Origin of the sequence: Massilia orientalis, from assembly GCF_030411975.2 — a bacterium.
GTDB lineage: Bacteria > Pseudomonadota > Gammaproteobacteria > Burkholderiales > Burkholderiaceae_D > Telluria > Telluria orientalis.
In genome coordinates this window covers 24,917-50,880 of the sequence record NZ_JASNRB020000023.1, presented here as the reverse complement: position 1 = coordinate 50,880, position 25,964 = coordinate 24,917, and the positions used below count along the sequence as shown (strand labels likewise).

At 66.9% G+C, this 25,964-nt stretch carries 19 protein-coding genes; 7 read left to right on the top strand and 12 right to left on the bottom strand.

The window, feature by feature from the left end:
- Positions 1-126: 126 nt before the first annotated feature.
- Positions 127-1,455, bottom strand: coding sequence for an amidohydrolase (locus QPK29_RS27765; RefSeq protein ID WP_371770057.1), 1,329 nt, complete (start codon positions 1,453-1,455; stop codon positions 127-129).
- A 221-nt stretch (positions 1,456-1,676) separates the two neighbouring features.
- Between QPK29_RS27765 and QPK29_RS27760 the strand changes: the two genes are divergently transcribed.
- The gene (locus QPK29_RS27760; RefSeq protein WP_371770058.1) at positions 1,677-3,296 is read left to right on the top strand and encodes a methyl-accepting chemotaxis protein; all 1,620 of its coding nucleotides are present in this window, start codon (positions 1,677-1,679) and stop codon (positions 3,294-3,296) included.
- 3 nt (positions 3,297-3,299) lie between these two features.
- Here the strand turns inward: QPK29_RS27760 and QPK29_RS27755 are convergent, their stop codons facing one another.
- The 4 genes from QPK29_RS27755 to QPK29_RS27740 form a co-directional block, all read right to left on the bottom strand.
- Positions 3,300-5,948, bottom strand: a complete 2,649-nt coding sequence (locus QPK29_RS27755; RefSeq protein ID WP_371770059.1) for a molybdopterin-containing oxidoreductase family protein — start codon at positions 5,946-5,948, stop codon at positions 3,300-3,302.
- A complete protein-coding gene (locus tag QPK29_RS27750; RefSeq protein WP_371770060.1) occupies positions 5,948-6,676 on the bottom strand; it encodes a 4Fe-4S dicluster domain-containing protein in 729 nt (242 codons plus the stop codon). The genes QPK29_RS27755 and QPK29_RS27750 overlap by 1 nt, the downstream gene beginning before the upstream one ends.
- Before the next feature lie 79 nt (positions 6,677-6,755).
- A complete protein-coding gene (gene leuA, locus QPK29_RS27745) occupies positions 6,756-8,408 on the bottom strand; it encodes a 2-isopropylmalate synthase (protein ID WP_371770061.1) in 1,653 nt (550 codons plus the stop codon).
- A gap of 362 nt (positions 8,409-8,770) precedes the next feature.
- A complete protein-coding gene (locus QPK29_RS27740; RefSeq protein ID WP_371770062.1) occupies positions 8,771-11,989 on the bottom strand; it encodes an error-prone DNA polymerase in 3,219 nt (1,072 codons plus the stop codon).
- Between the two features lie 78 nt (positions 11,990-12,067).
- Between QPK29_RS27740 and QPK29_RS27735 the strand changes: the two genes are divergently transcribed.
- Together QPK29_RS27735 and QPK29_RS27730 are read left to right on the top strand one after the other, a co-directional pair.
- On the top strand, positions 12,068-12,850 hold the full coding sequence (locus QPK29_RS27735; RefSeq protein WP_371770063.1) for a PhzF family phenazine biosynthesis protein: 783 nt from the start codon (positions 12,068-12,070) through the stop codon (positions 12,848-12,850).
- A gap of 45 nt (positions 12,851-12,895) precedes the next feature.
- Positions 12,896-13,285 (top strand): VOC family protein, encoded by a 390-nt coding sequence (locus QPK29_RS27730; protein WP_371770064.1) that lies wholly within the window; start codon positions 12,896-12,898, stop codon positions 13,283-13,285.
- Between the two features lie 15 nt (positions 13,286-13,300).
- Here the strand turns inward: QPK29_RS27730 and QPK29_RS27725 are convergent, their stop codons facing one another.
- On the bottom strand, positions 13,301-13,699 hold the full coding sequence (locus tag QPK29_RS27725; RefSeq protein ID WP_176936259.1) for a VOC family protein: 399 nt from the start codon (positions 13,697-13,699) through the stop codon (positions 13,301-13,303).
- A gap of 83 nt (positions 13,700-13,782) precedes the next feature.
- Entirely contained in the window at positions 13,783-14,751 is a 969-nt protein-coding gene (locus QPK29_RS27720; RefSeq protein WP_371770065.1) for a threo-3-hydroxy-L-aspartate ammonia-lyase, read from the bottom strand.
- 128 nt (positions 14,752-14,879) lie between these two features.
- Here QPK29_RS27720 and QPK29_RS27715 point away from each other — a divergent pair, with 128 nt between their 5' ends.
- The 4 genes from QPK29_RS27715 (at position 14,880) to QPK29_RS27700 (ending at position 20,447) form a co-directional block, all read left to right on the top strand.
- Positions 14,880-17,270, top strand: a complete 2,391-nt coding sequence (locus tag QPK29_RS27715; protein ID WP_400189872.1) for a TonB-dependent receptor plug domain-containing protein — start codon at positions 14,880-14,882, stop codon at positions 17,268-17,270.
- Positions 17,271-17,519: 249 nt separating this feature from the next.
- Positions 17,520-18,521, top strand: a complete 1,002-nt coding sequence (locus QPK29_RS27710; protein WP_371770067.1) for a glycosyltransferase family 2 protein — start codon at positions 17,520-17,522, stop codon at positions 18,519-18,521.
- Complete coding sequence (locus tag QPK29_RS27705; protein WP_371770068.1) at positions 18,514-18,921, top strand: GtrA family protein; 408 nt, start codon at positions 18,514-18,516, stop codon at positions 18,919-18,921. Before QPK29_RS27710 ends, QPK29_RS27705 begins: the two co-directional genes overlap by 8 nt.
- Positions 18,891-20,447: a glycosyltransferase family 39 protein gene (locus tag QPK29_RS27700; protein ID WP_371770069.1), complete on the top strand. Its 1,557-nt coding sequence runs from the start codon at positions 18,891-18,893 to the stop codon at positions 20,445-20,447. The genes QPK29_RS27705 and QPK29_RS27700 overlap by 31 nt, the downstream gene beginning before the upstream one ends.
- Here the strand turns inward: QPK29_RS27700 and QPK29_RS27695 are convergent.
- The 5 genes from QPK29_RS27695 to QPK29_RS27675 all read right to left on the bottom strand — a co-directional run bounded on the left by QPK29_RS27695 (position 20,431) and on the right by QPK29_RS27675 (position 25,831).
- Positions 20,431-21,759 (bottom strand): ATP-binding protein, encoded by a 1,329-nt coding sequence (locus tag QPK29_RS27695; RefSeq protein ID WP_371770070.1) that lies wholly within the window; start codon positions 21,757-21,759, stop codon positions 20,431-20,433. The two genes, QPK29_RS27700 and QPK29_RS27695, sit on opposite strands and share 17 nt — an antisense overlap.
- A 10-nt stretch (positions 21,760-21,769) precedes the next feature.
- The gene (locus QPK29_RS27690; protein ID WP_056136559.1) at positions 21,770-22,432 is read right to left on the bottom strand and encodes a response regulator; all 663 of its coding nucleotides are present in this window, start codon (positions 22,430-22,432) and stop codon (positions 21,770-21,772) included.
- Between the two features lie 51 nt (positions 22,433-22,483).
- Positions 22,484-24,013 carry a Do family serine endopeptidase gene (locus QPK29_RS27685; protein ID WP_371770071.1) on the bottom strand — a complete coding sequence of 510 codons (1,530 nt, stop codon included), beginning with the start codon at positions 24,011-24,013 and terminating at the stop codon, positions 22,484-22,486.
- Between the two features lie 85 nt (positions 24,014-24,098).
- Entirely contained in the window at positions 24,099-25,127 is a 1,029-nt protein-coding gene (locus tag QPK29_RS27680) for a LacI family DNA-binding transcriptional regulator (protein WP_371770072.1), read from the bottom strand.
- Between the two features lie 227 nt (positions 25,128-25,354).
- Positions 25,355-25,831: an Hsp20 family protein gene (locus QPK29_RS27675; protein ID WP_056136553.1), complete on the bottom strand. Its 477-nt coding sequence runs from the start codon at positions 25,829-25,831 to the stop codon at positions 25,355-25,357.
- Positions 25,832-25,964 lie beyond the last annotated feature (133 nt).

Here is a 25,964-nt window from a genome sequence, read left to right as displayed (position 1 = left end):
GTGGAGAAATTACAAGAACGGCGAACCAATAAGGTCGCACAAGTGCCGACCGGAGCGATGCGGCCTTATGCTCCGCCGGGTGTAGAAACCGGCGGAGCGCGGCGGGACATTGCGCCCCGCCGTTTTTTACTTTTTCGCCGGCATCAGGTCGAGCAGGATCGCCGTCTCGGCCTTGATGGTGTTGACGACGGTCGGCTTGAAGTCCGGCGCCCACTGCGGCGAGTGCGTACCCGGCAGCGGCTGGCCCGCCTTCTTCGCGGCGTCCAGGCGGGCTGCGTCGACGGCGCCCACGTGCAGCAGGATCGCCTTCACGCCCGGCTGCTGGCCGTACTGCGAAAAGTCTTCCGACGTCATCTTCGGCGGCATCTCCTTCACGAACTCGGGGCCCACCGCGCCCTGCACGGCCTTCACCATGCGGGCCAGCGTCTCCGGATCGTTATAGACCGAATCCGTACCCGGCTTCACTTCCACCAGCGGCTCCTTCGGCGCGCCGGCGGCCATCGCTTCGCCCTTCGCTTCGCGCGCGATGCTGGCCAGCACGCGCTTGCGCACTTCCGGCTTGAAGGTGCGCACCGACAGCTGCATGGTCACCTGGTCGGGAATGATGTTCGCCTGCGTACCGCCGTGGATGCTGCCCACGGTGATGACGACCGGGTCGATCGGATTGTTCTCGCGCGAGACGAGCGTCTGCAGCGCCAGCACGATGCGCGACGCCATCACGATCGGGTCGCGCGCCTCGTGCGGCACGGCGCCGTGGCCGCCCTGGCCGAACACGGTGATGCTGACGACGTCGGACGACGCGCGGAACGGACCCGCGTGGTACATGATCGTCCCGGACGGCATGGACGCGTCGTCATGGAACGACAGCGCGTAATCCGGCTTCGGGAAGCGCGTGAACAGGCCATCCTTCAGCATCGCGCTCGCGCCGTTCACCGGCTCCTCGGACGGCTGGCCGACCAGCATCAGCGTGCCGCTCCAGGCCTTGCGGTTCCCGGCCATCAGCTTCGCGGTACCGTACCACGCCGACATGTGCAGGTCGTGGCCGCAGGCGTGCATCACGGAGACGGTGTCGCCGGCGGCGTTCTTCGTCGTGACCTTGCTGGCGAACGGCAGGCTCGTTTTTTCCTGGACCGGCAGTGCGTCCAGCTCGGTGCGCAGCATCACGGTCGGGCCGGGGCCGTTGCGCAGGATGGCGACGACGCCGGTGCCGCCGACACCGGTCGTGACGTCGAAGCCCAGCGCCTTGGCGCGCTCGGCCAGCTTGGCCGCGGTCTGGTGTTCGTTGAACCCGAGCTCGGGGTTGCGGTGCAGGTCCTGGTACAGCGTCTCGATGGCCGGGTAGCTGGCGTTCAGCTGTTCGGCGAACGGCGCGGGCAGCGCGGCGGCGCCGGCGACCTGGGTGCCGATGACGCCCGCCAGGAACAGGGTGGTGCGGAGAATGCGGGAAGATTTCATGGGTATCCGTGAACAAAAAAAACGGGTGGACGATGCCGCCACCCTTTTTTACGCTAACAGATGCGTCCAAATGCGACAATGGATCGTTTAACAATCCCCAGAGGAGGCTTGTGGAAACTACGTAGTGGAGTGTTGCGTAAAAGTTTCTTTACAGTATTTATTTATTCCAAATGGAAAGTATGATGCGTACAATACGCCCCTTCGTTTCACAAGGAATCACGATGGGACTCATTGCAAACATGAAGATCGGCCGACGGCTCGGCCTGGGCTTCGCCCTCATTCTCGCGATGACGGTGGCGATCGCCGCGGTCGGCGCGTGGCGCCTCACCGAAGTCGCCAATGCGACCAAGGCCATGATGACCGTGCCGCTCACGAAGGAACGCCTGATCACGGACTGGTACAGCCTGAACTACGCCTCGATCCGCCGCACCGCCGCCATCGTCAAGAGCACCGACCCGTCGCTCGGCCCGTACTTCAAGGACGACGCGGCCGCCTCGGTGAAGCGCGCCGCCGAACTGCTCAAGCAGATCGAGCCGCTGATCGCGGCCAGCGGTCGGGAACATGACCTGTTCGCGCAGATCCTCGAACAGCGCAAGACGTACAGCGCGTCGCGCGACGGCGCCGTCAAGGCCAAGGCCGACGGCAACGCGGACGAAGCCGCGCGCATCCTCGACCAGGCGTTCACGCCGGCCGCCCAGAAATACCAGGCGCTGCTGCAAGACCTCGTCGCCATGCAGCGCACCAGCATGGATGCCACCGCCGCCGCGATCGATGCCGACGCGACGCTCAGCACCCGCCTGATCGTCATCTTCAGCAGCTGCGCGCTGGCGCTGGGCGCCCTCGTGTCGTGGCTGCTCACGCGCGGCATCGTGCTGCCGATCCGCGCCGCCGTGGCCGTGGCCGAGACGGTGGCCGCCGGCGACCTGACGCACGCGATCGAAGCGCATACGCAGGACGAGACGGGCGCCCTGCTGCGCGCCCTGCGCCACATGAACGACAGCCTGGTGGGCATCGTCAGCCGGGTGCGCGGCGGCACCGATACCATCGCGACGGCCTCGCGCGAGATCAGCGCCGGCAACCTCGACCTGTCGGCCCGCACCGAGCAGCAGGCCGGCGCGCTGGAAGAAACGGCCGCGTCGATGGAAGAACTGACGACGACCGTGCGCCAGAACGCGGACAATGCGCGCCAGGCCAACCAGCTCGCCATCGCGGCATCAAGCATCGCCACGCAGGGCGGCGCCGTGGTGAGCGAAGTCGTCACGACGATGGGCGCCATCAACGCGTCGGCCAGCCGCATCGCCGACATCATCGGCGTCATCGACGGCATCGCCTTCCAGACCAACATCCTCGCATTGAACGCGGCCGTGGAAGCGGCGCGCGCCGGCGAACAGGGACGCGGCTTCGCGGTCGTGGCGTCGGAAGTGCGCAACCTCGCACAGCGCTCGGCCGCCGCGGCGAAGGAGATCAAGGACCTGATCGCCACGTCGACGGCCAACGTGGACGCGGGCACGAAGCTCGTCGACCAGGCCGGCGCGACGATGGAACAGGTAGTCGGCAGCATCCGCCGCGTGACCGACATCATGGCCGAGATCACGAGCGCCACGCAGGAGCAGACGGGCGGCATCGAGCAGGTCAACCAGGCCATCGGCCAGATGGACCAGGTGACCCAGCAGAACGCGGCGCTCGTCGAGGAAGCGGCGGCAGCGGCGGCGTCGATGCAGGAGCAGGCGGCGACGCTGGCCGAGGTGGTCGGCGTGTTCAAGGTCGAGCGCGGGTTCAGCCTGGCGGCGCGGGTGGCGGCAAGGCCCGTCGCACGCCCGGCCCTGCCGGCGACCTTCTGATCCTTACACCTTGCGCACGCTGCAGACCGTGTCGAACCACGACTGCATGCCCACCAGCGGCGCCGGATTGACGGGCAGGATGGCGTTGATGTTCACGCCGTTGCCGCGCCCGCCGCGGTGTGCGTCCCACCACACGCCGTTCGTGAGGTCGTCGACGCGCGGCGCCGGCGCAAGGCTCTTGCGCATCGACGCCTGGCCGGTGGCATCCAGCACAGCGTCGCGCGCGCCCGCGCGGCCCTGCGCGGCGCGCCCGCCCACCTGCCAGCCCAGCGAGTTCGACACGGCCAGCACCTTCGGATGGATGGCGTCGGTGACGAACACGCGGATGCGCGCGCGGCCCACCACCTCCTCGCGTCCCGCGGGCGCGGCCTTGAAGGCGACGTCGCCCCGGGCGCCCGAGCGGGGGCGGTAGGTCGTCAGTTCGACCATGTCGCCGGACTTCACCCCGATGCGCCGCGCCACCTTCGGATGCATCCACATCGGGTTGTCGTGCACGATCTCGGACAGGTATTTCTGCGACGCCGTGCGGCCCTGCGTGTGCACGTTCCACTTGAACGTCGTCAGGACGAAGCGATCGTCGGCAAGCCGGTCCAGGCCGGGCACGGGATGGAATGCCGGCATGCCGTCGTCCGTCATGCCCGCCTTCGTCGCGACCTCCGCCACTTCCGGCGCGAGGATCTCGAAGCGGCGCGACGGCGTGGCGAACCCGCGCAGCGGCTCGCCCTTCACCATCATCCCGATGGCGCGCTCCTTGCCCGTCTTGTCCATCTTGAGAATGCGGCCCGTGTCGTCGACGCGCGTACCGTCCAGTTGCGCAGCACCGAGCCTGCGGCGGTACACCTCGTAGGTCTTGGGCCGGCTCGTGTCCACGTGCACGCCGTAGTGTTTCATGTAGTCGAAACCCGACGCGAACGTGCGGCCGTCCGGACCTTGCGTCGGCAGCTTCGAACACTGCGCGCGCACGAAGTCCTCGTGCGTACCGAACGCGAAATACTTCGCCTGCTCCGGCGCCAGGCGCCGGCCCACGTCGAACAGCACCTCGGGGAAGGACCGCGCCTCGCCCGGCGGCGCCGTCATCGGCTGGCGCAGCATCACGTAGTGCTGCAGCTCGAGGTTGTTGCGGATGTCCATGCCCCACCGTTCGAGATAGGTCGCATCGGGCAGGATCAGGTCGGCCCAGTGCGCCATCTCGGAATACACGATGTCCGAGCAGGCGTGGAACGGGATCAGCTTTTCGTCGGCCAGCACGCGGGCGGCCGTCGTGCGGCCCTCCGGCCACGTCATCGGGGACACGACCGTGTAGCTCAGGTAGACGTCGAGCTGCGCGCGGCCCTGCTCCAGGTAGTCGTACACGACCTGGCCCACCTTCATCTTCTGCCACCGGTTCGCCAGCGGCCATTCGGGCGGGTCTTCCAGGTCGGTGCGGATCCTGGCTTTGGGCGGCTCGGGCTGCGGCGCCGGGTACTTCGCCGGCGCCAGCTTCTCCTCGAGCCCGTAGCAATAACCGCCCGGCCGCCCGACGGAACCGACCAGCGCATTGAGCATCACGACGGACCGTTCGTTGTTGAAGCCGTTGTAGTGCGCGCCCGTGCCGCGGTTGGTGAACGCGGCGACGGCGGGACGCGCGCGTGCGAACTCGATCGCGATCCGCTCGATGTCGGCGGCCGGCACCCCCGACTGGGCCTGCGCCCACGCCGGCGTGCAATCCGTCAGCCACGTGCGCAGCTGCGCCTCGCCCGGCTGCACGAAGTCCTCGATGAAGGCGCGGTCGTGCAGGTTCTCGCGCAGGATCACGTGCGCCATCGCGAGCGCGATCGCGCCTTCGGTGCCGGGATGCGGCTGGAACCATTCGTCGCTGCGCCCCGCGGTATTCGACATGCGCACGTCGAACGTCACGAGCTTGGCGCCGTGGTCGAAGCGCGCCTTGACGACCCGTTTCACCAGATGCAGGCCGCCCTGGTGCGCCTCATAAAAATTGGCGCCGAAGTTCAGGAAGTAGCGGCAGCGCTCGGCGTCGATCGATTCCCAGTCCGTCTCGCCCAGGCTCACGTAGTTGGCGGCGCGCTTGTTCGACGAGCACAGCGCGCGGTGGTTCAGCAGGACGGGCGAGCCGACCGCGTTCAGGAAGCGCGCGAACTCGGCTTCGTAGCGCGAGCGGCCCTGGTGGATCGCCACGCGCTCCGGGTGGCCGGCGGCGATGCTCTTGCGGATGCGCGCCGCGATCTCGTCGTACGCCTCATCCCACGTGATGCGCTTCCACAGGCCCTCGCCCCGCTTGCCCACGCGCTTGAGCGGGTACAGCAGGCGCTCGGGATACGTGTTGATCGTGGGACCGCTCTGCCCCTTCGCGCACGTCATGAAGCTGCCGAGGTTCGGATCGAGCGGATTGCCGCGGATCTTGACGACCTTGCCGTCCTCGACGAACCCTTCGATGCCGCACACGGTGGAGCAGTTCAGGCACACGCTTTTCACCGCCGTGGCCGTGCGGTAGTCGACGTGCCGCTTGCGCGCCTTGCCGTCCGCGTCGGTCGCGTAGTTCAGCGGCTCGGCGAGACCGGCCGCGGCATCGCCCGGAGCGAGGAGGATCGTTTCGCCGACCGCCAGCGTGGCCAGCGCGCCCAGGCCGGACTTGAGAAAACCGCGACGTTCCATTATTTGCCTCCCTTCGGCTTGGCCGTCGCATTGCCGACGACGGTGCCGTAATCGGCGCGCAACTCGGCCCACGTGTCGATCTCGTACGTGAACGGATCGTGGTTGCGGCCCTTCGGCAGCTTGTTCTCGACGGCGCGCGGCACCACGGTGCCGATGCCGCGGTAATGCACGGCCGGCCGCGTACCTTCCTGCGGCTTGAGCACGGCCAGGTCCTTCCCGTGCCGCGCGTTGAAGCGGCTCACGGCGCTGCCCGGATCGTTCAGGTCGCCGAACGCGAACACGTCGGCGGGACAGGCTTCCACGCAGGCCGGCTGCATGCCGGCATCGAGCCGGTGACTGCAGAAGTCGCACTTGTCCGCGACCTGCGCGACCGGATCGATGTGGATGGCGCCGTACGGGCACGCGGCGATGCAGTCGCGCGACCGGTCGCAGCTGTCCACGTCGATGCGCACGATGCCGTCCGGCCCGCGGCTGATCGATTCGGTGGGACACGCCTTCAGGCACGGCGCATCCTCGCACTGCATGCACAGGGCAGGCAGGAATGCGCGCTTCGGCGTGACCTTGCCGGCGGCGTTCTTGCCGTGGAAGTCGTGGTAATAGACCTTGGTGCGGAACATGCCGAGGTAGACCGAGTTCTCGACCTTGCAGGCGACGGAGCAGGCATGGCAACCGATGCAGCGCTCGGTGTCGATGGCCAGGCCCCAGTGCGGAGTTTTTTCAGGTGTCATGGCGTGAAGAATGGTGGGCCGCGCGGGCGCGAAACCCGCGATGATAAACGATCGCGCCGCGCGGCCCCTTCACATCGCGTTACGGCGCGGCCGCGAAGTGGCGGTTCACGCCACTGAGGATCGCCCGGAACGACGCGGTCATGATGCTGCCGTCCACACCGACGCCGAACAGCGAGCCGCCGCTGCCGACGCGCAGCTCGACGTAGCACGCGGCCTGCGCATCGGCGCCGCGGCCCAGCGCGTGCTCGTGGTAATCCATCACCTTGACGTCGAGGTCCAGCGCATTCACGAACGCGTCGATCGGGCCGTTGCCGATGCCGTGGCGGGTCGTGCGCACGCCGTCGGTCTCGATGTCCACCTCGAGCCGCGTGCCGTTTTCTCCTTCATTCGACATGGCATGACCGCGATAGATGTAACGGCCCGGGTCCAGGTACTGGCTGCGGAAGATCGCGTGGATGTCGGCGGCGGCCACTTCACGCCCGCTGCTGTCGGTCGCGTGCTGCACGGCGCGGCTGAATTCGATCTGCAGCCGGCGCGGCAGCACGAAACCGTATTCCTGTTCGAGCAGGTAGGCGATGCCGCCCTTGCCCGACTGGCTGTTCACGCGGATCACGGCATCGTAGTTGCGCCCCAGGTCCGCCGGATCGATGGGCAGGTAAGGCACTTCCCAGATCGCGTCGGATTTCTGCTGCGCGAAGCCCTTCCTGATGGCGTCCTGGTGCGAGCCGGAGAATGCGGTGAACACGAGGTCGCCCGCATACGGATGGCGCGGGTGGACAGGCAGCTGATTGCAGTCCTCGACGCACTGGCGCACCGCATCGATGTCGGAAAAATCGAGCCCCGGGTGGATGCCCTGCGTGTACAGGTTCAGCGCCAGGGTGACGATGTCCACGTTGCCGGTGCGTTCGCCGTTCCCGAACAGACAGCCTTCGACGCGGTCCGCACCCGCCATCACCGCCAGTTCCGCCGACGCGACGGCCGTGCCGCGGTCATTGTGCGGATGGACGGACAGGACGATGGCGTCGCGGCGCTCCAGGTGGCGGTGCATCCATTCGATCTGGTCGGCATACACGTTCGGCGTGCTGCACTCGACCGTCGACGGCAGGTTGACGATCATCCTGCGGTCCGGCGTCGGCTGCCAGATCGCGGAGACGGCATCGCACACCTCCTTCGAAAACGCCAGCTCCGTCATGCTGAACGTCTCCGGCGAGTACTCGAACACCCATTCCGTGCCGGGCCGCGCGTCGGTCAGTTCCTTGATCAGGCGGGTGCCGTTCAGCGCGATCTGCTTGACGTCTTCCCGGGTCGCGCCGAACACGATGCGGCGGAAGGCCGGCGCGATCGGATTGTAGAGGTGGACGATGGCGCGCCGCGCGCCCTGCAGCGAGTCCACGGTACGGCGGATCAGGTCCTCGCGCGACTGGGTCAGGACCTCGATCGTCACGTCGTCCGGAATGCGGTCTTCCTCGATCAGCTTGCGCACGAAATCGAAATCCGTCTGCGACGCGGAGGGGAACGCGACTTCGATTTCCTTGAAGCCGATTTTTACGAGCTGCTCGAACATGCGCAGCTTGCGCTCCACGCTCATCGGCTCGATCAGGGCCTGGTTCCCGTCGCGCAGGTCGGTACTCATCCAGATGGGCGGGCGTTCGATGATGCGGTCCGGCCAGGCGCGGGACGTGGTGGAAACGGTCGGGAAACGGCGGTACTTTGCTGCGGGGTTCGACAACATGGACAACTCCTTGTCAGGGCTGTGGGAAAACGCTGGCGTGACGGGTCCCGCCGCATGGCGCGCATGCGGTGCGAAAACCCGAACGAAATCAGAGGTGGCGGAAAGGCTGCCCGGCTGCCACGGGGCACGTGGCCAGGCAACCGGACGCTAGTCGAAAGACGGGAGTGAACATGGCATGGCGAACCTTATTCTGAAACCTCGGCGGTACGGCACGGCAGACGAACTGAGGACGATCTGCGGGAATGGCGATTCAGGCCAGGTGCGGTAGCACTAGCGGTAGCGCTAGGGAAGTCAGGAAGGTGAGGTTCGCGGTGAGCATTCTTTTAATATAAAAAGTTTATGCCGATTGTGTCAAGCAAAACCTAGCAAAAGTCACGACTGCGCGCATCGAGCTTGCCGAGCAGGTGCGACATGTCGACGAGGCGCCTGGCGACGAGGTGACGCACTTCGCCTTCGCGCTGCCACACGCCGTACACGCCCAGCAGCGACGCGTTCAGCACTTCGCGCCGCTGCTGTTCGACGAGCTGCGGCCAGACAATCACGTTGATGTTGCCCGTCTCGTCCTCGATGGTCAGGAACAGCACGCCCTTCGCCGTGCCGGGGCGCTGGCGCACGGTGACGATGCCGCACGCGCGCGCCAACTGGCCGTTCTGGAAATCGTGCAGCACGTCGGCCGGCAGGAAGCGCTGCGCCAGCAGCCGGTCGCGCAGCAGCGCCAGCGGATGGCGGCCCAGCGTGAGGCCCTGCGCGCGGTAGTCGCCGACGATCTCCTCGCCCTCCTGCGGCGCCGGTAGCTCGGGCACGTCCTCGACGGGCGCCGTGGGTTTTAATAAATCCTTGTCCGGCACGGCGCCGGCCGCCTCCCACAAGGCCTGGCGGCGGTGGCCCGCCAGCGGTCCGAGCGCATTGCCGGCCGCGAGCACCTGCAAATCGCCGCGATCGAGTCCCGCGCGGCGCGCGAGGTCGGCGACGTTCGTGAACGGCCGGAGCGCGCGCGCGAGCTCGATGCGCTCCGCCGCTTCCTGTGCCATCCCGCGCAGCATGTGCAGGCCGAGGCGCACGGCGGGCTGGCCGCGTGCATGATCGTCGAGATCTTCCAGCGTGGATTCCCAGGCGCTGATCGTGATGTCGACGGGACGCACCTCGATGCCGTGCCGGCGCGCGTCCTGCACGAGCTGCGACGGGCTGTAGAAGCCCATCGGCTGGCTGTTCAGCAGCGCGCACAGGAACGCGGCGGGCTCGTGGCACTTGAGCCAGGAACTGGCATACGCGAGCAGCGCGAAGCTGGCCGCGTGCGATTCGGGAAAGCCGTATTCGCCGAAGCCCTGGATCTGGCTGAAGATCTGCTCCGCGAACGACTGGTCGTAGCCTTTGGCCAGCATGCCGCCGACGATGCGCTGGTAGTATTTTTCGAGCCCGCCCTTTCTCTTCCACGCGGCCATCGCGCGGCGCAGCTGGTCCGCTTCGCCCGGGGTAAAACCGGCCGCGAGGATCGCCACCTGCATCACCTGCTCCTGGAAGATCGGCACGCCCAGCGTGCGTTCCAGCGCGACCTTCATGTCCGGGCTCGGATACTTGACCGGCTCCTTCTGCTCGCGCCGCTGCAGGTACGGATGCACCATGCCGCCCTGGATCGGGCCGGGGCGCACGATCGCGACCTGGATCACGAGGTCGTAGAACGTCCTCGGCTTCATCCGCGGCAGCATGCTCATTTGCGCGCGCGATTCGATCTGGAAGACGCCGACCGTATCCGCACGGCGGATCATCGCGTAGGTGGCCGGATCGTCGTGCGGGATGTCCTGCATCTCGAACGTCGTGCCATGGCGCAGGCCGACCAGTTCGAACCCGCGGCGCAGCATCGACAGCATGCCGAGCGCCAGCACGTCGACCTTCATGAGGCCCAGTTCCTCGAGGTCGTCCTTGTCCCACTGGATCACGCTGCGGTCTTCCATCGTCGCGTTCTCGATGGGGACCAGGCGCGACAACTGCCCGCGCGCCATCACGAACCCGCCCGGATGCTGCGACAGGTGCCGCGGAAAACCGAGCAGGCGCTGCGCCAGCGACGCCCATTGCTGCGACAGCGGCGCGTCCGGATCGAGCCCGCTCTCGGCCAGGCGGTTCAGCAAATCGGCCTTGCCGTCGAACCAGTGGTGCTGCTTGCAGACCTTGTCGACGATGGCGAGGTCCACGCCGAGCGCGCGGCCGCTGTCGCGCAGCGCGCTTTTCGGGCGGTAGCTGATGACGACGGCCGCCAGTGCCGCGCGCGTGCGTCCGTACTTCCGGTAGATGTACTGGATGACTTCCTCGCGGCGCTGGTGCTCGAAGTCGACGTCGATGTCGGGCGGCTCGTTGCGCTCCTTGGAGATGAAGCGCTCGAACAGCAGGTTGCCGCGCGCCGGATCGACTTCCGTGATGCCCAGGCAATAGCACACGGCGGAATTGGCGGCCGAGCCGCGGCCCTGGCACAGGATCTGTTGCGAGCGCGCGTAGCGCACGATGTCGTACACGGTCAGGAAGTAGTGCTCGTAGCGCATCTCGGCGATCAGCGCGAGCTCGTATTCGATCTGCGCCTGGACCTTCGCGGGGATGCCCTCGGTGAAGCGCCGGTGCGCGCCGATCCACGTCTGCTCGCGCAAATAGCTCGCGGCCGTGTGGCCGGCCGGGACCACTTCGTCCGGGTATTCGTAGCGCAGCTCTTCCAGCGAGAACGTGCACAGGCGCGCGATGCGGACCGTCTCGTCCAGCGCCGCGCGCGGATAGATGTTCGCGAGGCGCACGCGCGAGCGCAGGTGCTGCTCCGCGTTCGGCGCCAGCTGGTAGCCGCACTGCGCCACCGGCTTGCCGGCGCGGATGGCCGTCATCGTGTCCTGCAGGGGCTTCCTCGAACGGACGTGCATCGTCACGTGGCCGCACGCGACGATGCGCATGCCGTGCTGCCACGCCACTTCCTCGATGGTGGCGCGGTGCGCGTCGTCGAACGCGCGGTGCAGCAGCGTGAGGCCGAGCCACGCGCGGCCGGGGAACGTCTGCGCCAGCCATGCGGCCTGCCGGTGCAGGCGGTCGACGTCTTCGGGCATATGGCCGGGATAGGCGGGCAGCAGGATCGCCAGGCAATCCGGCATGCCGCGCAGGTGCTCGAGGCCTTCGGGCGGCGCGTCGAAATCGGACGGATGCAGCCGGTACGTGCCCTTCTCGCTGCGCGTGCGGCCCAGCGTGATCATCTCCGACAGGTTGCCGTAGCCGTTGCGGTTCTGCGCCAGCAGCAGGAGGGAGAGCGCGCGGCTGCCGTCTTCCGGATGCTGCAGATGAAAATGCGCGCCGACGATGAACGGCAGCTTCGCCCGCTTCGCTTCCGCATGCGCGCGCACGACGCCGGCCAGCGAGCACTCGTCCGCCAGCGCCAGCGCCGTGTAGCCCAGCTGCACGGCGCGGTCCACCAGTTCTTCCGCATGCGATGCGCCCTGCAGGAACGAGAAGTTCGACAGGCAAAACAGTTCCGCATACGCCGGTAGCCCTGCCGCCGCGCCGAGGTGGGGATCGTGCGTGGGTGGACTCAGGCGGGTCGGCGGAAGATTTGGCATGGCATTTCAGGCAAAATGGTGTATTATGAAATACTGTATATAAACCCAGTATATCCGACGAACCCGACCTTGCCAAATATGCACATCCATTCTTTGCGCTGCTTCAGTTCCCGTCCAGGTACCGGGAACCCGGCCCTCGTCATCGAGGACAAAGAACAAGACCCGGATGCACGCCAGGCCCTCGCCCGCGCGCGCGACACGACCTGCGTCTTTATCGACGTGGGGAGCGACGGTGCGCTGTTCGTCGATTACTACTATCCGCACAAGCGCAGCCCGCTGTGTCTCCACGCGACGCTGGCCGTGGCGGCCGTGCTGTTCGCGCGCGATCCGCACGCGGGCGCCATCGCCGTACGCACGGCGGTCGAAGGACAACATCTGGAACTGGTGCGGGGCGGCGAGGAATATTTCGTGCGATTGTCCGCGCAGCCGGTGGCGGCGCGGGACGTCGGCGCTGACGTGGCGGCCGAACTGCTGGGCGTACCGGCGGCGTCGCTGGCCACGCCGCCGCGCGTGGCGTCGGTCGGCAGTCCCAAGCTGCTCGTGAAGGTGGCGGATACGGACGCTTTATATGGCCTCGCGCCCGACCTCGCACGCATCGCCGCGTGGGGCAAGGAAGCGGGCGTGAACGGCATCTACGCGTGGTGCCGCCGGGACGACGGCACGTTCGAGGGCCGCAACTTCAACCACCTCGACCCGCGGCTGGAAGACAGCGCGACGGGCGTCGCGGCCGGTGCGCTGACGGCGCTGCTCGGCCTCGGCATCCGGCTGCGCCAGGGCCGCGCGACGGGCGGCGATTGCCTGATCCGCACGCGCAAGGAAGGTGCCGCCATCCTCGTCGGCGGCGCGGTCGAAACCATTTGATTCGCAGGCGTTGTACCCCCCAACCCACTCATCAAGGAGACCGAAATGGAACGGAACGTCGTAGGCTGGTTCGAAATCTATGTGGACGACATGAAGCGCGCCCGCGCTTTCTATGAAGCCGTGTTCGAAACAAAACTGGATAACCTCGCGCCGGAAGGCGGCGAAGCGCCGGGCGGCCTGGAGATGTGGGCCTTCACGGGCGACCCGAACGCCGGCGGTGTGGCCGGTTCGATCGTCAGGATGGAAGGCTGCAAGGCCGGCGGCAACAGCACGATCGTCTATTTCAGCTGCGCCGACTGCGCCGTCGAGGCAGCGCGCGCCGCCGCGAACGGCGGGCGCATCTTCAAGGACAAGTTCTCGATCGGGCAGTACGGCCATATCGCCCTCGTCGAAGATACCGAGGGCAACATCATCGGATTACACTCGATGAATTGAAGTCAATAAATTAATTCAAGCCTGGGGCGCCATCCAGGCGAGTTCCCAGATATGGCCATCGAGGTCTTCGAACCCGTGGCCATACATGAAGCCGTGATCCTGCGGCGGGCGCGGCGCGCGTCCGCCGGCAGCAACGGCTTTCGCCACCAGCGCATCCACTTCCTCGCGGCTCTCGCAGCTCAGGCAGACGAGGACTTCCGTCGCTTCCTTCGCCTGCACGAGGGGCTTGTCGACGAACGTCTTGAAGAACGGTTCCGTGAGCAGCATCGCGTAGATGCTGCCGTCCGCGATCACCATGCAGGCGCCGCTCTCGTTGGTGAACTGGGGATTGAACGTATAGCCCAGCGCCTCGAAGAACGCCTTGGATTTGTCCAGGTCCTTGACGGCCAGGTTGACGAAGATCTGCTTGTTCATGATGCCTCCTAGTGAACACCGGGGTCAGAGCCCGATTTTGGGCAATTTCCAAAAATCGGGCTCTGACCCCGGTTTGACGTTTGTCAGCCGGCCAGGAAACCGCTCAGCTTCGCCAGGTCGATATTGCCGCCGCTGACGAGAATCCCGACCTTCTTGCCGCGGAGTTCATCCCGCATGCGCCGCGCCGCCGCGAACCCGAGGCAGCCGGTCGGCTCCACGACGATCTTCATGCGCTCGGCGAAGAAGCGCATGCATTGCACCAGTTCATCGTCGGTGGCCGTCAGGATGTCGTCGACGTCGCGCCGGATGATCGGGAACGTGATATTGCCCAGGTGCTGGGTCTGGGCGCCGTCGGCGATGGTCTGCGGGGTGTCGATGTGCACGATCGCGCCGCTGCGGAACGATTGCTGGCCGTCGTTGCCCGCTTCGGGCTCCACGCCGTACAGGCGGCATGACGGCGACAAGGCGCGCGTGGCCAGCGCGGAGCCGGACAGCAGCCCGCCGCCGCCCAGGCACACGAAGAACGCGTCCAGCGGCCCGACTTCCTCGAACAGCTCCTTCGCGGCCGTGCCCTGCCCCGCGATCACGTCCGGATGGTCGTACGGCGGGATCAAGGTGAGGCCGTGCTTCTGCGCGAGGTCGCGGCCGATCTGTTCGCGGTCTTCCGTGTAGCGGTCGTACATGACGACGTTGCCGCCGTAGCCGCGCGTGGCGGCGACCTTGGCGGCGGGGGCGTCCTGCGGCATCACGATCGTGGCGGGGATGCCGAGCAGCTTCGCGGACAGCGCGATGGCCTGCGCATGGTTCCCCGACGAGAACGCGACGACGCCGGCGCGGCGCTGCTCCGGCGAGAACTTCATCAGCGCGTTGTAGGCGCCGCGGAACTTGAAGGCGCCCATGCGCTGCATGTTCTCGCACTTGAAAAAGACCTGGGCGCCGAAGGCCTCGTCGACGGTACGCGACGTCAGCACCGGGGTACGGTTGGCGGCGCCGGCGATGCGGGAGGCCGCCTGGACGACGTCATCGTAGGTAGGGAGCGAAGGTGTGCTCATCCTGTTTTCCTTTTGGGTTGGTCGATGGGTGGCAGCATTCTAATCCTTCCTTGTTGTACTTATGAGACGTCCAATGGTTGCCTTCATGGAAATTCATTAATATGCAATTTTTCCCTGGAGCCCACCCCTTGAAACTTACAACGATCCGCCAGTCCGTCCTGCTGGGCCTGTACGGCAGCGCGGCACTGGCTTTCGCGCCGGCCGCCTTGGCACAAAATGCCACCGCGCCCGCCGCTTCCGACGCCAATATCCAGAGCGTCAACATCGTCGGCTCGCGCCGCGTCGGCAACACGTCGTCCACCGATACCCCGGTGCCCGTCGACTACATCCCGCTGACGAAGGCCGCCGAGCAGAGCGGCCAGTTCGACCTGGCCCAGACCCTGGCCAACATCTCGCCGTCGTTCAACTCGACGCGCCAGACCGGTGCCGACGGCGCCGACCTGGTCGACTCCGCCGCGCTGCGCGGCCTGGGCTCCGACCAGACCCTCGTGCTCGTGAACGGCAAGCGCCGCCACACGACGGCCCTCGTGAACCTGTTCGGCGCGCGCAACCGCGGCAACACGGGCACGGACATGAACGCGATCCCCGTCCTCGCCATCAAGAACGTGCAGGTGCTGCGCGACGGCGCCGCCGCCCAATACGGCTCGGACGCCATCGCCGGCGTCATCAACGTGGAACTGCGCAAGGACCTGGGCTGCGAAGCGGTTGCCGGTTTCGGCGAATATTCGAAGCACGACGGCAAGAACTGGCTCGCGTCGGCCTACTGCGGCGTGGCCGTGGCGGACGGCGTGCTGGGCATCACCGGCGAATACTACGACCGCGGCCGCTCCAACCGCTCCGACCCGGGCAGCCTGCGCATCATCGGCGACACCAAGTCGAAGAACGAGACCGTCTACCTGAACGGCGAATTCCCGGTCGGTCCGGGCAAGCTGTACGTGACGGCCGGCGCGCAGACGCGCGACGCGTCGTCGGCGGCATGGGCACGCGGCGGCATCGGTTCGGACGACATCCCGTCGCGCAACTCGGCCGCCATGTACCCGGGCGGCTTCGTCCCGTTCATCAATGGCGACATCGACGACCGCTACGGCATCATCGGCTACCGCACCCGCATCGGCGACTGGGCCAGCGATTTCTCGCAGACCTATGGCTACAACCGCATGCGCTACGACATCGCGCACACGCTCAACGCGTCGATCGCGAACCTGGACCTGATCAACGGCGGCAAGGGCATCAGCCCGTCGCAGTTCGACGCCGGCGGCTTCTCGTTCCGCCAGCTGACGACCAACGCCGACTTCAGCCGCTTCTACGACGACATCCTCGGCGGCCTGAACGCCGCGTTCGGCTTCGAGTACCGCAAGGAGAATTACCAGATCTTCGCGGGCGAGCCGGGCTCGTACAACGACGTCGACGGCCTGGGCTTCGGCGGCAATGCCGGCAGCCAGGGCTTCCCGGGCTTCCAGCCGGGCGACGCCGCCAACCGCGACCGTCACAGCAGCGCCGCCTACCTCGACTTCGAGGCCGACATCGCCCCGCGCACCAAGCTGCAGGCCGCCGTGCGCCACGAGCGCTACTCCGACTTCGGTTCGACGACGACCGGCAAGGTCGCCGGCGCCTTCAAGGCCACGGACGACCTGCTGCTGCGCGCCTCGGCCAGCACGGGCTTCCGCGCACCGTCTCTGCAACAGGTCTATTTCTCGTCGACCTTCACCGACTTCGTCGCCGGCGTGCCGATGGATGTCGTGCTCGCGCCGAACGGCGGCAAGGTCGCCAACGCGGCCGGCATCCCGAAGCTGCATGAAGAGAAATCGAAGAGCTACACGCTGGGCGCGACGTGGACGCCGACGAAAGCCATCTCCGTCACGGCCGACCTGTACCACATCCAGATCGACAACCGCATCGTGCTGTCGGGCCGCTTCGACGCCGACAACTACCCGGCCCTCGGCGCCATCCTGCAGAACCTCGGCGTGGGCCAGGCGCAGTTCTTCGTGAATTCCGTCGACACGCGCACGCGCGGCCTGGACCTGACCGCGTCGCACCGCACGAACCTGGGCGCCGGCAAGCTGGCCACGTATCTCGCCATGAACTTCAGCAAGACCGAAGTGACGGGCGTGCACGCCCCGGCCGCGCTGGCCGGCTACGAGGACGTGCTGCTGTCCGAACGCGAGCGCCTGTTCATCGAGCAGGGCGGCCCGCGCCGCAAGGCCACGCTGGACTTCGACTACACGCTGGGCCAGCTGGAATCGGACTTCCGCATCATCCACTACGGTCCGCAGACGCTGGGCACGTTCTCCGGGCCGCCGGTGCCGAACCAGTATTACAAGGCCAAGACGTCGGCCGACCTCGCGTTCACCTGGTCATTCACCGAGAAGACCAAGCTGACCGTTGGCGGCACCAATATCTTCAACGTGCATCCGACCCAGCAGAATCCGGATGAGACGGATAACGGCTTCAAGTACGAAAGCGTGCAGTTCGGCCTGAACGGCGCGGCTTATTTCGCGCGTCTGTCGCACAAGTTCTAAAACTTACGCGCACCTGAAATACCGTCATCCTCGCGCAGGCGGGGATCCAAGTTTACATGAGCCGCCGCAACGCATGCAGAACTTGGGTCCCCGCCTTCGCGGGGACGACGTTTACAACGACGATTCCACAGCGAACTGAACGCATCTCCCAAGCATCGTCGCGTAACGCACGCGAAACGAAAAATCGAGTCCGTCCAACCTGTGTTATGTTTCATCGCTGATGCATAACCAGATTGTCGACGGATCGATATGAGCTTCCCCAACGAAACCATAGTTCCCGACAAGGTGACTGTCGGCCCGCCAGCCCCGCCCCTGCTGTCGCTCGTCGTGCCGTTCTACAACGAGCAGGAGATGATCCCGCATTTCTTCAGCGGCGTGATCCCGGAACTCGAACGCATTCCGAACATCCGCTTCGAGATCCTGTGCGTGAACGACGGCAGCCGCGACCGCACGCTCGACTCCCTCATCGCCTACGCCCACGCGGATGCGCGCGTGCGCGTCGTCGACCTCACGCGCAATTTCGGCAAGGAGGCGGCGCTGACGGCTGCCATCTTCGAAGCACGCGGCGACCTCATCGTCCCGTTCGATGCTGATTTGCAAGATCCGCCCGAGGTCATCGGCAAGCTGGTCGAGAAATGGCGTGAAGGCTATGACGTCGTGCTGGCCAAGCGGGCCGACCGCGAGTCCGATTCGCCGCTGAAGAAATGGACCGCGCAATTTTTCTACCGCATCCACAACGACATGGCCGACCTGCCGATCCCGGAAAACGTCGGCGACTTCCGCCTGTTCACCCGTAACGTGGCCAACGCCTTGAAGACGCTGCCGGAATCGTGCCGCTTCATGAAGGGCCTGTTCGCGTGGGTCGGCTTCAAGACGGCCATCGTCGAATACAAGCGTGCGCCGCGCGCGGCGGGGAAGACCAAGTTTTCCGGCTGGAAGCTGTGGAATTTTGCGCTGGAAGGCATCACCAGCTTTTCGACCTTGCCGCTGCGCATCTGGACTTACCTGGGCGTCTCCGTGGCAATCTTCGCGCTGACGCGCGCGTTCTGGCTCGTCATCCGCACGATGCTGTACGGCGTCGACGTTCCCGGCTATGCGTCACTGGCGACCGCGATCCTGCTGCTCGGCGGCATCCAGCTGATCGGCATCGGCGTGCTCGGCGAGTACGTGGGCCGCATCTACCTGGAGTCGAAAGGGCGGCCCGTGTACCTCGTGCGCAAGCGCTACGAAAAGGCGATGGCCCATGCCTGAACGCGGCGGCGTGGCCCGCTTCCTGATGTACGCCGCAGTCGGCGCCGCCGGGACGGCCGGGCATTACACCTTCCTGGTCACGGCCGTGTCGCTGGGCGTGCTGGCGCCCGTGCCGGCGTCCATCATCGGCGCCCTGGTCGGGGCCGTCATCAACTTCGTGCTGAATGCGGCCGTTACCTTCCGCGGACACGCGCACTCGCACCTGGCCTGGCGCACGGCCGCGCGCTTCTTCGCGACGGCCGGCGTCGCCGCCGCCCTCAACGGCGCCGCGATGGCCGTGCTCGTGAACGGCGCGCGCCTCGACTATCGCCTGGCCCAGGTCCTCGTGACGGGCACGCTGCTGTGCGTCACCTATGTCGTGAACTCGCTATGGACATTTCAAGCCAGCAAGGCCCGCTGACGCCCCTGTCGACCGCCGCACCACGCGGGCGCGACATTCCGCAGGCCCGCTTCTGGACGCTGGCGCTGCTCGTGACAGGCCTCGCCCTGCTGCTGCGCCTGCCGACCCTGGCCGGCCGCTCGCTATGGCTGGACGAGACGTACAGCGCGTGGTTCGCCGCCGTCCCGCTGCGCGAACTGTGGACGAGCGTGCCGCTGTACGAGACGCATCCGCCCTTTTACTACACCCTGCTCAAGGGCTGGACCGCGCTGTTCGGCACGCACGAGGCGGCGCTGCGCAGCCTGTCCGTCCTCGCCAGCGTGCTGACCGTGTTCGCGCTGCCCGCCGGCGCGCGCTGGGCGCGGCTCGGCGCGAAGGCGGAGCGCGTCGCGCTGCTCGCCGCCCTGCTCCTTGCCGTGAACGCGGCCAGCATCCAGTATGCGCAACAGGCCAGGCCGTACGCAATCCAGGCGCTGGCCGGGTCGCTGGCCGTGTTCTTTGCCGGCATGCTGGTACTGTCCTTCGTGCGACCAGATCCCCGCCGGTGGTGCTGGATGACCGGCCTTGCCGTCAGCACCGGCCTGACGATGTGGCTGCACAACACGGGCGTGTTTGCCGCGCTGGGGATGTGGACGGGGATGACGATCGCGCTGCTGGCAGGCACGCCCGGCCCGCGCCGCCCGCAGATCCTGGCCGTGGCTGCAGCCGGCATCGGCGCACTGCTCGTGTGGTCGCCGTTCGTGCCGATGCTGATCAAGCAGAACGCGGCGATGGCGCACCTGGCGTACTGGATCCGTTTTACGCCGCGTAACGTCACCGCGGCGTGGACCGTCATCAGCGGCGGACAGGTGCTGCACTACCCCGTCGCGCTGCTCGTGCTGCTGGGCTTCGCGTGGTTGTGGCAGCGGGCGCGCGCCCATTTCTGGCTGCTCGCGTGCGTGCTCGTGCTGCCGATCCTCGCGCTCGCCGGCTACAGCTATGTTGTGAAGCCGGTGTTCCTGTCGCGATTGTTCCTGTGGCTCGGGCCGTTGGGGATGGTGTTGACGGCGCTGGGCGTCGTCCGGCTGCCGTCGCGCTGGCGGCTGCCCGCCGTCGCCGTCGTGCTGGCGCTGTCGGCCCATGCGGTGCTTGGCTTTTATCGCTCACACACGGAAGACTGGCGCGGGATGCTGGCGCAGGTGGCGCGCGACAGCCGGCCGGGCGACGTCGTGCTCGCGTTCCCGAACGAAGTGCAGATGCCCGTTACCTACTACATGAAGTCGGGACCGGCCGTCGCCTATCTGCCGGGCCCCTTCCCAGCGCTGCACCTGGCGCGCACCTACACGGGCAACTCCGGCGCGCCGAACATCGCGCCCGAAGACGTCGCGCGGATCCGCGCGCTGACGGCCGGACATCCGCGCGTGTGGCTGATCGAGCGGCTGGCGAATCTGTACGATCCGGACGGGATCGTGATGAAGGAACTCGCCAATCGCTACCGGCTGGTGCAGACCATCGAAGGCAACGGGGCGAACATCCGGCTGTACCAAGCCGTCACACCGGGAACGTGACGGTCGCTTCGAGTCCGCCCAGCCGCTTCGATTCGCCCAGCGCCAGCGTCGCGCCATGCCGCTCCGCGATCGACTTGATAATGGCGAGACCGAGCCCGCTGCCCTTCGCGTCGCTGCCCGGCACGCGATAAAAGCGGTCGAACACGCGCTCGCGCTCCGCCGGCGGGATGCCCGGGCCGCTGTCTTCCACGGTCACGGTCACGCCGCGGTGTTCCGCCACCACCGACACATCGACCGTGCCGCCCTCCGGCGTGTACTTGATCGCATTGTCGATGAGGTTGCGCAGCAGGATCATCAACGCGTCCGGCTGCCCTTCCACTGCGGCGCTGTCCGCGCGCGGCAGGCCGAGATCGATCTGCTTCACGGCCGCGACGCCGGCCAGTTCCGCGACGGCCCGCCTGGCCGCGCCGGCGATGTCGACCGGCTGGCGCGGCGCGCCGCCCGCGACGCTCGCTTCCTGGCGCGCCAGCACGAGCAGCTGCTCGACCAGTCGCGTCGCGCGTTCGATGCCGGCCGTCAGGCGAGAGACGGCGACGCGCTTCGCGTCCGGGCTGTCCGAGCGCTCCAGGCTCTGCACCTGCAGCTTCAGGGCGGCGAGCGGCGTGCGCAACTCGTGCGCGGCGTCGGCGACGAAATGCTGCTGGGCGTCGAACGCCGTGCGCACGCGGCCGAACAGCAAATTCAATTCCTGCACGAGCGGGCGCACCTCGTCCGGCAGGCCGGCCTCGGACACGGGCGACAGATCGTCCGCCTGGCGCGACGCCACCTGCTTGCGCACGCGCGCGACGGGTTCCAGCGAGCCACTCACGACCCACCACACGACCAGCATCAGGATCGGCATCATGACGGCGATCGGCCCCAGCGTGCGCAGCGCGAGATTACTGGCCATGCTGCGCCGCACGGCGAGATCCTGCGCGACCTGCACGGTCTGGTTATCGGTCTGGATCGAGAAGATGCGGTACGTGGTGCCGTTCGCGCGCACGTTGGAAAAGCCCAGCACGGCGCGCTGCGGCAGGTGCGCGTGCGACGCGCTGCGGAACACGCGCACGCCGTCCGGCGACCAGACCTGCACGACGAGGTCGTCGTTGCCGCTGATCGGGGTGTCGGCGTCGGCGGTCTCGGTGCTCGTCAGCGGCACGCGCGAACGCAGCGACAGCGCCATCTGCTGCATGTGGTAGTCGAAGATCTGGTCGGCGTCGTTGAGGGCCGTGCGATACGCGATGGACGCCTGCGCGACGGCCGCGATGGTGATCGCCGCCAGCAGGAACCACAGCAATCGCCCGCGCAGGGAATGCGTGACCCGGACTTTCATGCGGAATCCTTCACACCTTCGGGACCATGTAGCCCACGCCGCGCACGTTCTGGATCAAGTCGCTGCCCAGCTTCTTGCGCAGGCCGTGGATATAGACCTCGACCGCATTGCTGGACACTTCGTCGCGCCAGCTGTACAGCTTTTCCTCGAGCTGGGCGCGCGACAGCACGGCGCCGGGACGCGCGACGAGCGCTTCCAGCACGGCCCATTCGCGCGCCGACAGCACGACCGGCTGGCCGTCGACCAGCACTTCGCGCGTGGCGGGATTCACGGCGATGTTCTTGTACTCGAAAATGGGCTCGGCACGCCCGGCGGCACGCCGCAGCAGCGCGCGGATGCGCGCCAGCAGTTCGTCGAGATCGTAGGGTTTGAGGACGTAGTCGTCCGCGCCGGCATCGAGCCCGGCGATACGCTGGGAGACGGCGTCGCGCGCCGTGGCGACCAGCACCGGCGTGCGGTCCTTGCGGGCGCGCATCGCACGCAAGACCTCGAGCCCGTCCTTGCGGGGCAGGCCCAGGTCGAGCACGACGAGGTCGTAGTTCTGGTTCTGCATGAGGGCCGTGTCGGCCATCTCGCCATCCTTGACCCAGTCGACGGCGTAGTGCTCGGCCCTCAGCAGGTCGAGCACTACTTCGCCGATCATCGTATCGTCTTCCACCAGCAGCAGCCGCATCCAATCCCCCGATTCTTTGAAACCAGTGCCGATATCAGACGTTACGATCCATCAGCTGATCGGCACCGGGATGAAGATCTTCTCATCCCCGCGCTGAACCAGCAAGGCCACCGACTTGGCGGACTTCTTCACCACGTCGCGCACCTGGGCCACCGACGCCACCGGCTTGCCGTTCACGGCCAGCACGACGTCGCCCGGCTGCACGCCGGCCACGGCCGCCGCGCCGCCCGCATCCTCGACCACGAGACCCGCCGCGACGCCGACCTGGCTGCGCTCGGCGGGATCCAGCGGACGCAGGGCCAGGCCCAGCTTGGCGCCGCCGTCGATGCCGGCGAGGTTGTCGCGGCTGGCCGGATCCGCCTTGGCGCTGGCCAGCGTCGCGGTCACCTGCATCTCCTTGCCTTCGCGCCAGACGTCCATCGCCAGCCTGTCGCCCGGCTTGGCGATCGCCACGATGGCCGACAGGTCGCCGCCCGAAATCAGGGCCTGGCCGTTGACCTTGCGGATCACGTCGCCCGCCTTGAGGCCGGCCTTCTCGGCCGCGCTGCCGCGCTCCACGTTCGCCACGAGCGCGCCGTCCGGCGACTGCAGCTTGAACGCATCGGCGAAGCTCTGGCCGACGTCCTGCAGGCTGACGCCCAGCTTCGCGTGCTGCACCTTGCCGGTCGCGACGATCTGGTCCTTGATGCGCACGGCGACGTCGATCGGGATCGCGAACGACAGGCCCTGGTAGCCGCCCGTCTGGCTGAAGATCTGCGAGTTGATGCCGACGACCTCGCCGCGCGTGTTGAACAGCGGGCCGCCCGAGTTACCCGGGTTGACCGCGACGTCCGTCTGGATGAACTGCACGCCGTTGTTGTCGATGGTGCGGCCTTTCGCGCTCACGACGCCGGCCGTCACGGTCGACTCCAGGCCGAACGGCGAACCGATCGCCAGCACCCATTCGCCGACCTGCAGGTTGCGCGTGTTCCCGAGTGGGACGACGGGCAGGTTTTTCGCATCGATCTTCAGCACGGCGACGTCGGTGCGCGGGTCGGAGCCGAGGACTTTCGCGCGGTATTCGCGGCGGTCCTGCATCTTGACCGTGACTTCGTCGGCATCGCGCACCACGTGCGCATTCGTCAGGATGACGCCGTCCGGGCTGACGATGAAGCCCGATCCGGCGCCGTAAACGAGTTCCCCGCGCCCGTTGCCGCCGCGCGGTTGCTGCGGCTGGAAGCGGCGGAAGAATTCGAAGAACGGATCGTCCTCGTCGAACTGCGGCATCTGGCGCTGCGACACCTTGGTCGTACCGACGACGCGGATGTTCACGACGGCCGGGCCGTTGTGCGAGACGATCTTGGTAAAGTCCGGCAGGGCCACGCTGGCAGGATTGCCGGCCACGGGTGCCGGCGTGGCCGCCAAGGGAGCCGGGGTGGCGGCGGGGTTGGGTGCGCCAGTGGCGGCCGCTGCGGCGGCGGCCAAGGCGTTATTGTGTTCGACTGCGATCGCGCCGACCGCGCCGCCAATGACACCGGCCGCGCACAGGGCCAGCGTGAGACGTTTTGCGGTGATGGCAGTAACGTTACCGTGGTTAGACATCGACGTGCTCCCAGATTGGAAAAAGTGGTTCTGAAAACTGCTCTTTTCGTAGGGAGTATATTGGCGCAGCAGTCTTAGACGTCCCTTAAGCTGGAGAGCGCCTGCGTTTCGCCGTTTTCGCGAGCGAAGCGCGCAGGCTCACGCTGACGGGGAAGGTGCGCGTGACGGGGCGGTTGAAGCCGTAGCACAGGTTGAGCAGCTCGGCGATGCCGTTCCTGGTCATCTCGCGCCAGGGGATGTGCACGGACGTCAGGCGCGGCGCCGAATACGCGGCGGCGGGCGCGTCGTCGTAGCCGATCACGGACACGTCCTGCGGCACGCGGATGCCCGCTTCGTGGAAGTACGACAGCGCGCCGAGCGCCATCTCGTCGTTGGCGCAGAACAGCGCGGTGAACGGCCGCCCGGACGCCACCAGTTCCATCGCGGCGGCCCGTCCCTCGGCCGAGGAAAAGTCGCGTTCCGAGATCCAGATGTCGTCCATGGCGATGCCCGCCCCGGCCAGTTCGTCCATGAAGCCGGCGATGCGGTCGACGTTGTCGGCGGCGGTGCAGGGCCCGGCGATGACGGCGATGTCGCGGTGCGCATGATCGAGCAGCGCCCGCGCCGCCAGCCGGCCGCCGAGCTTGTGGTCGACCGTGAAGCACTGGCCGGGCATGCCGTCGAAGCTGTCGTTCAGGGCCACCACGCGCTCGCGCTTGGGCCCCAGCGCGGCGAGGTCCTCCTCGGTGAGCGGCGACGTGAAGAGGACGACGCCGTCGCACCCGCGCTCGATGAGGAAGTTGACACCGTCGATGGCCTGGCGCCGCTCGTCCTCGCGGCTGACGCCGAACGCCACCATCATGTGCATGCCGGCGCCGCGCAGTTCCGTGTCGATGATCTGCAGGATCGACGTGTAGAAGGTGCCGGACAACAGGGGGATGTACACGCCGATCATGCGCGACGTGCCGTAGAGGAGTGAGCGCGCCGCGTGCGACGGCCGGTAGCCGAGTGCGGCGATGGCCTTCTGCACGCGTTCCATCTTGGCCTGCGACACCGATCCCTTGCCGCGCACGACGCGCGATGCGGTGCCCAGGCCGACTCCGGCCATGCGGGCCACGTCCTTGATGGTTGACACTTGTCTCCCCGGTTGGTCTGGTTTTTGGGCCCAAGCATACTGCAAGCCGTGGCATTTATCCACGTTTGCGGTCTACTCTCCCCGGTCGTCGCGATGCGGCGCGCGCCCGGCGGCACGACGCGGCCGGCGTGGGCCAGCCCGGCTGGACGAGCGGGTTACCGAATTGCCGCGAACACAGCCAAGAAAAAAGGCGCCGGAGCGCCTTTTATTCGAGGGTGACGACGCGATTACGCGGCGTGCTGTTGCTGGCCCGGTTGTTCCAGCACTTGCACGTTGTCGGTGTTGCCGTTGGCATCGGCGATCGCGATCTTGCGCGGCTTGAATGCTTCGGGCACTTCGCGCACCAGTTCGATGGTCAGGATGCCGTTGTCGAAGCCGGCGCTGACGACCTTCACGTGGTTGGCCAGCTGGAAGCGCTGTTCGAAATCGCGCTGGGCGATACCGCGGTGCAGGAAGGTGCGCTGCACGTCATCCTTCTGCTTGCGGCCGGTCACGAGCAGGGTGTCGCGTTCGGAGGTGATCTCGATTTCGCTGCGGGTGAAACCGGCGAGCGCCATCACGATGCGGTATTTGTCTTCCGACACCAGTTCGATGTTGTACGGCGGGTAGCTCGGCGCGCTTTCGGCGCGTTGCTCGAGCAGGTTCACCAGGCGGTCGAAGCCGATTGCGGAACGATACAGGGGGGACAGGTCAAAAGTACGCATGATTCGATATCCTCTAAAAAGTACAAGCGATAAGTTGACGGACCTCATCGTGAGCATCCGTTGGAACCAATCTAATGGCCACCTTCCAGCTTTTCAAGGCGTACAAAATATATTTTTTAAGGCCTGTTTTAAA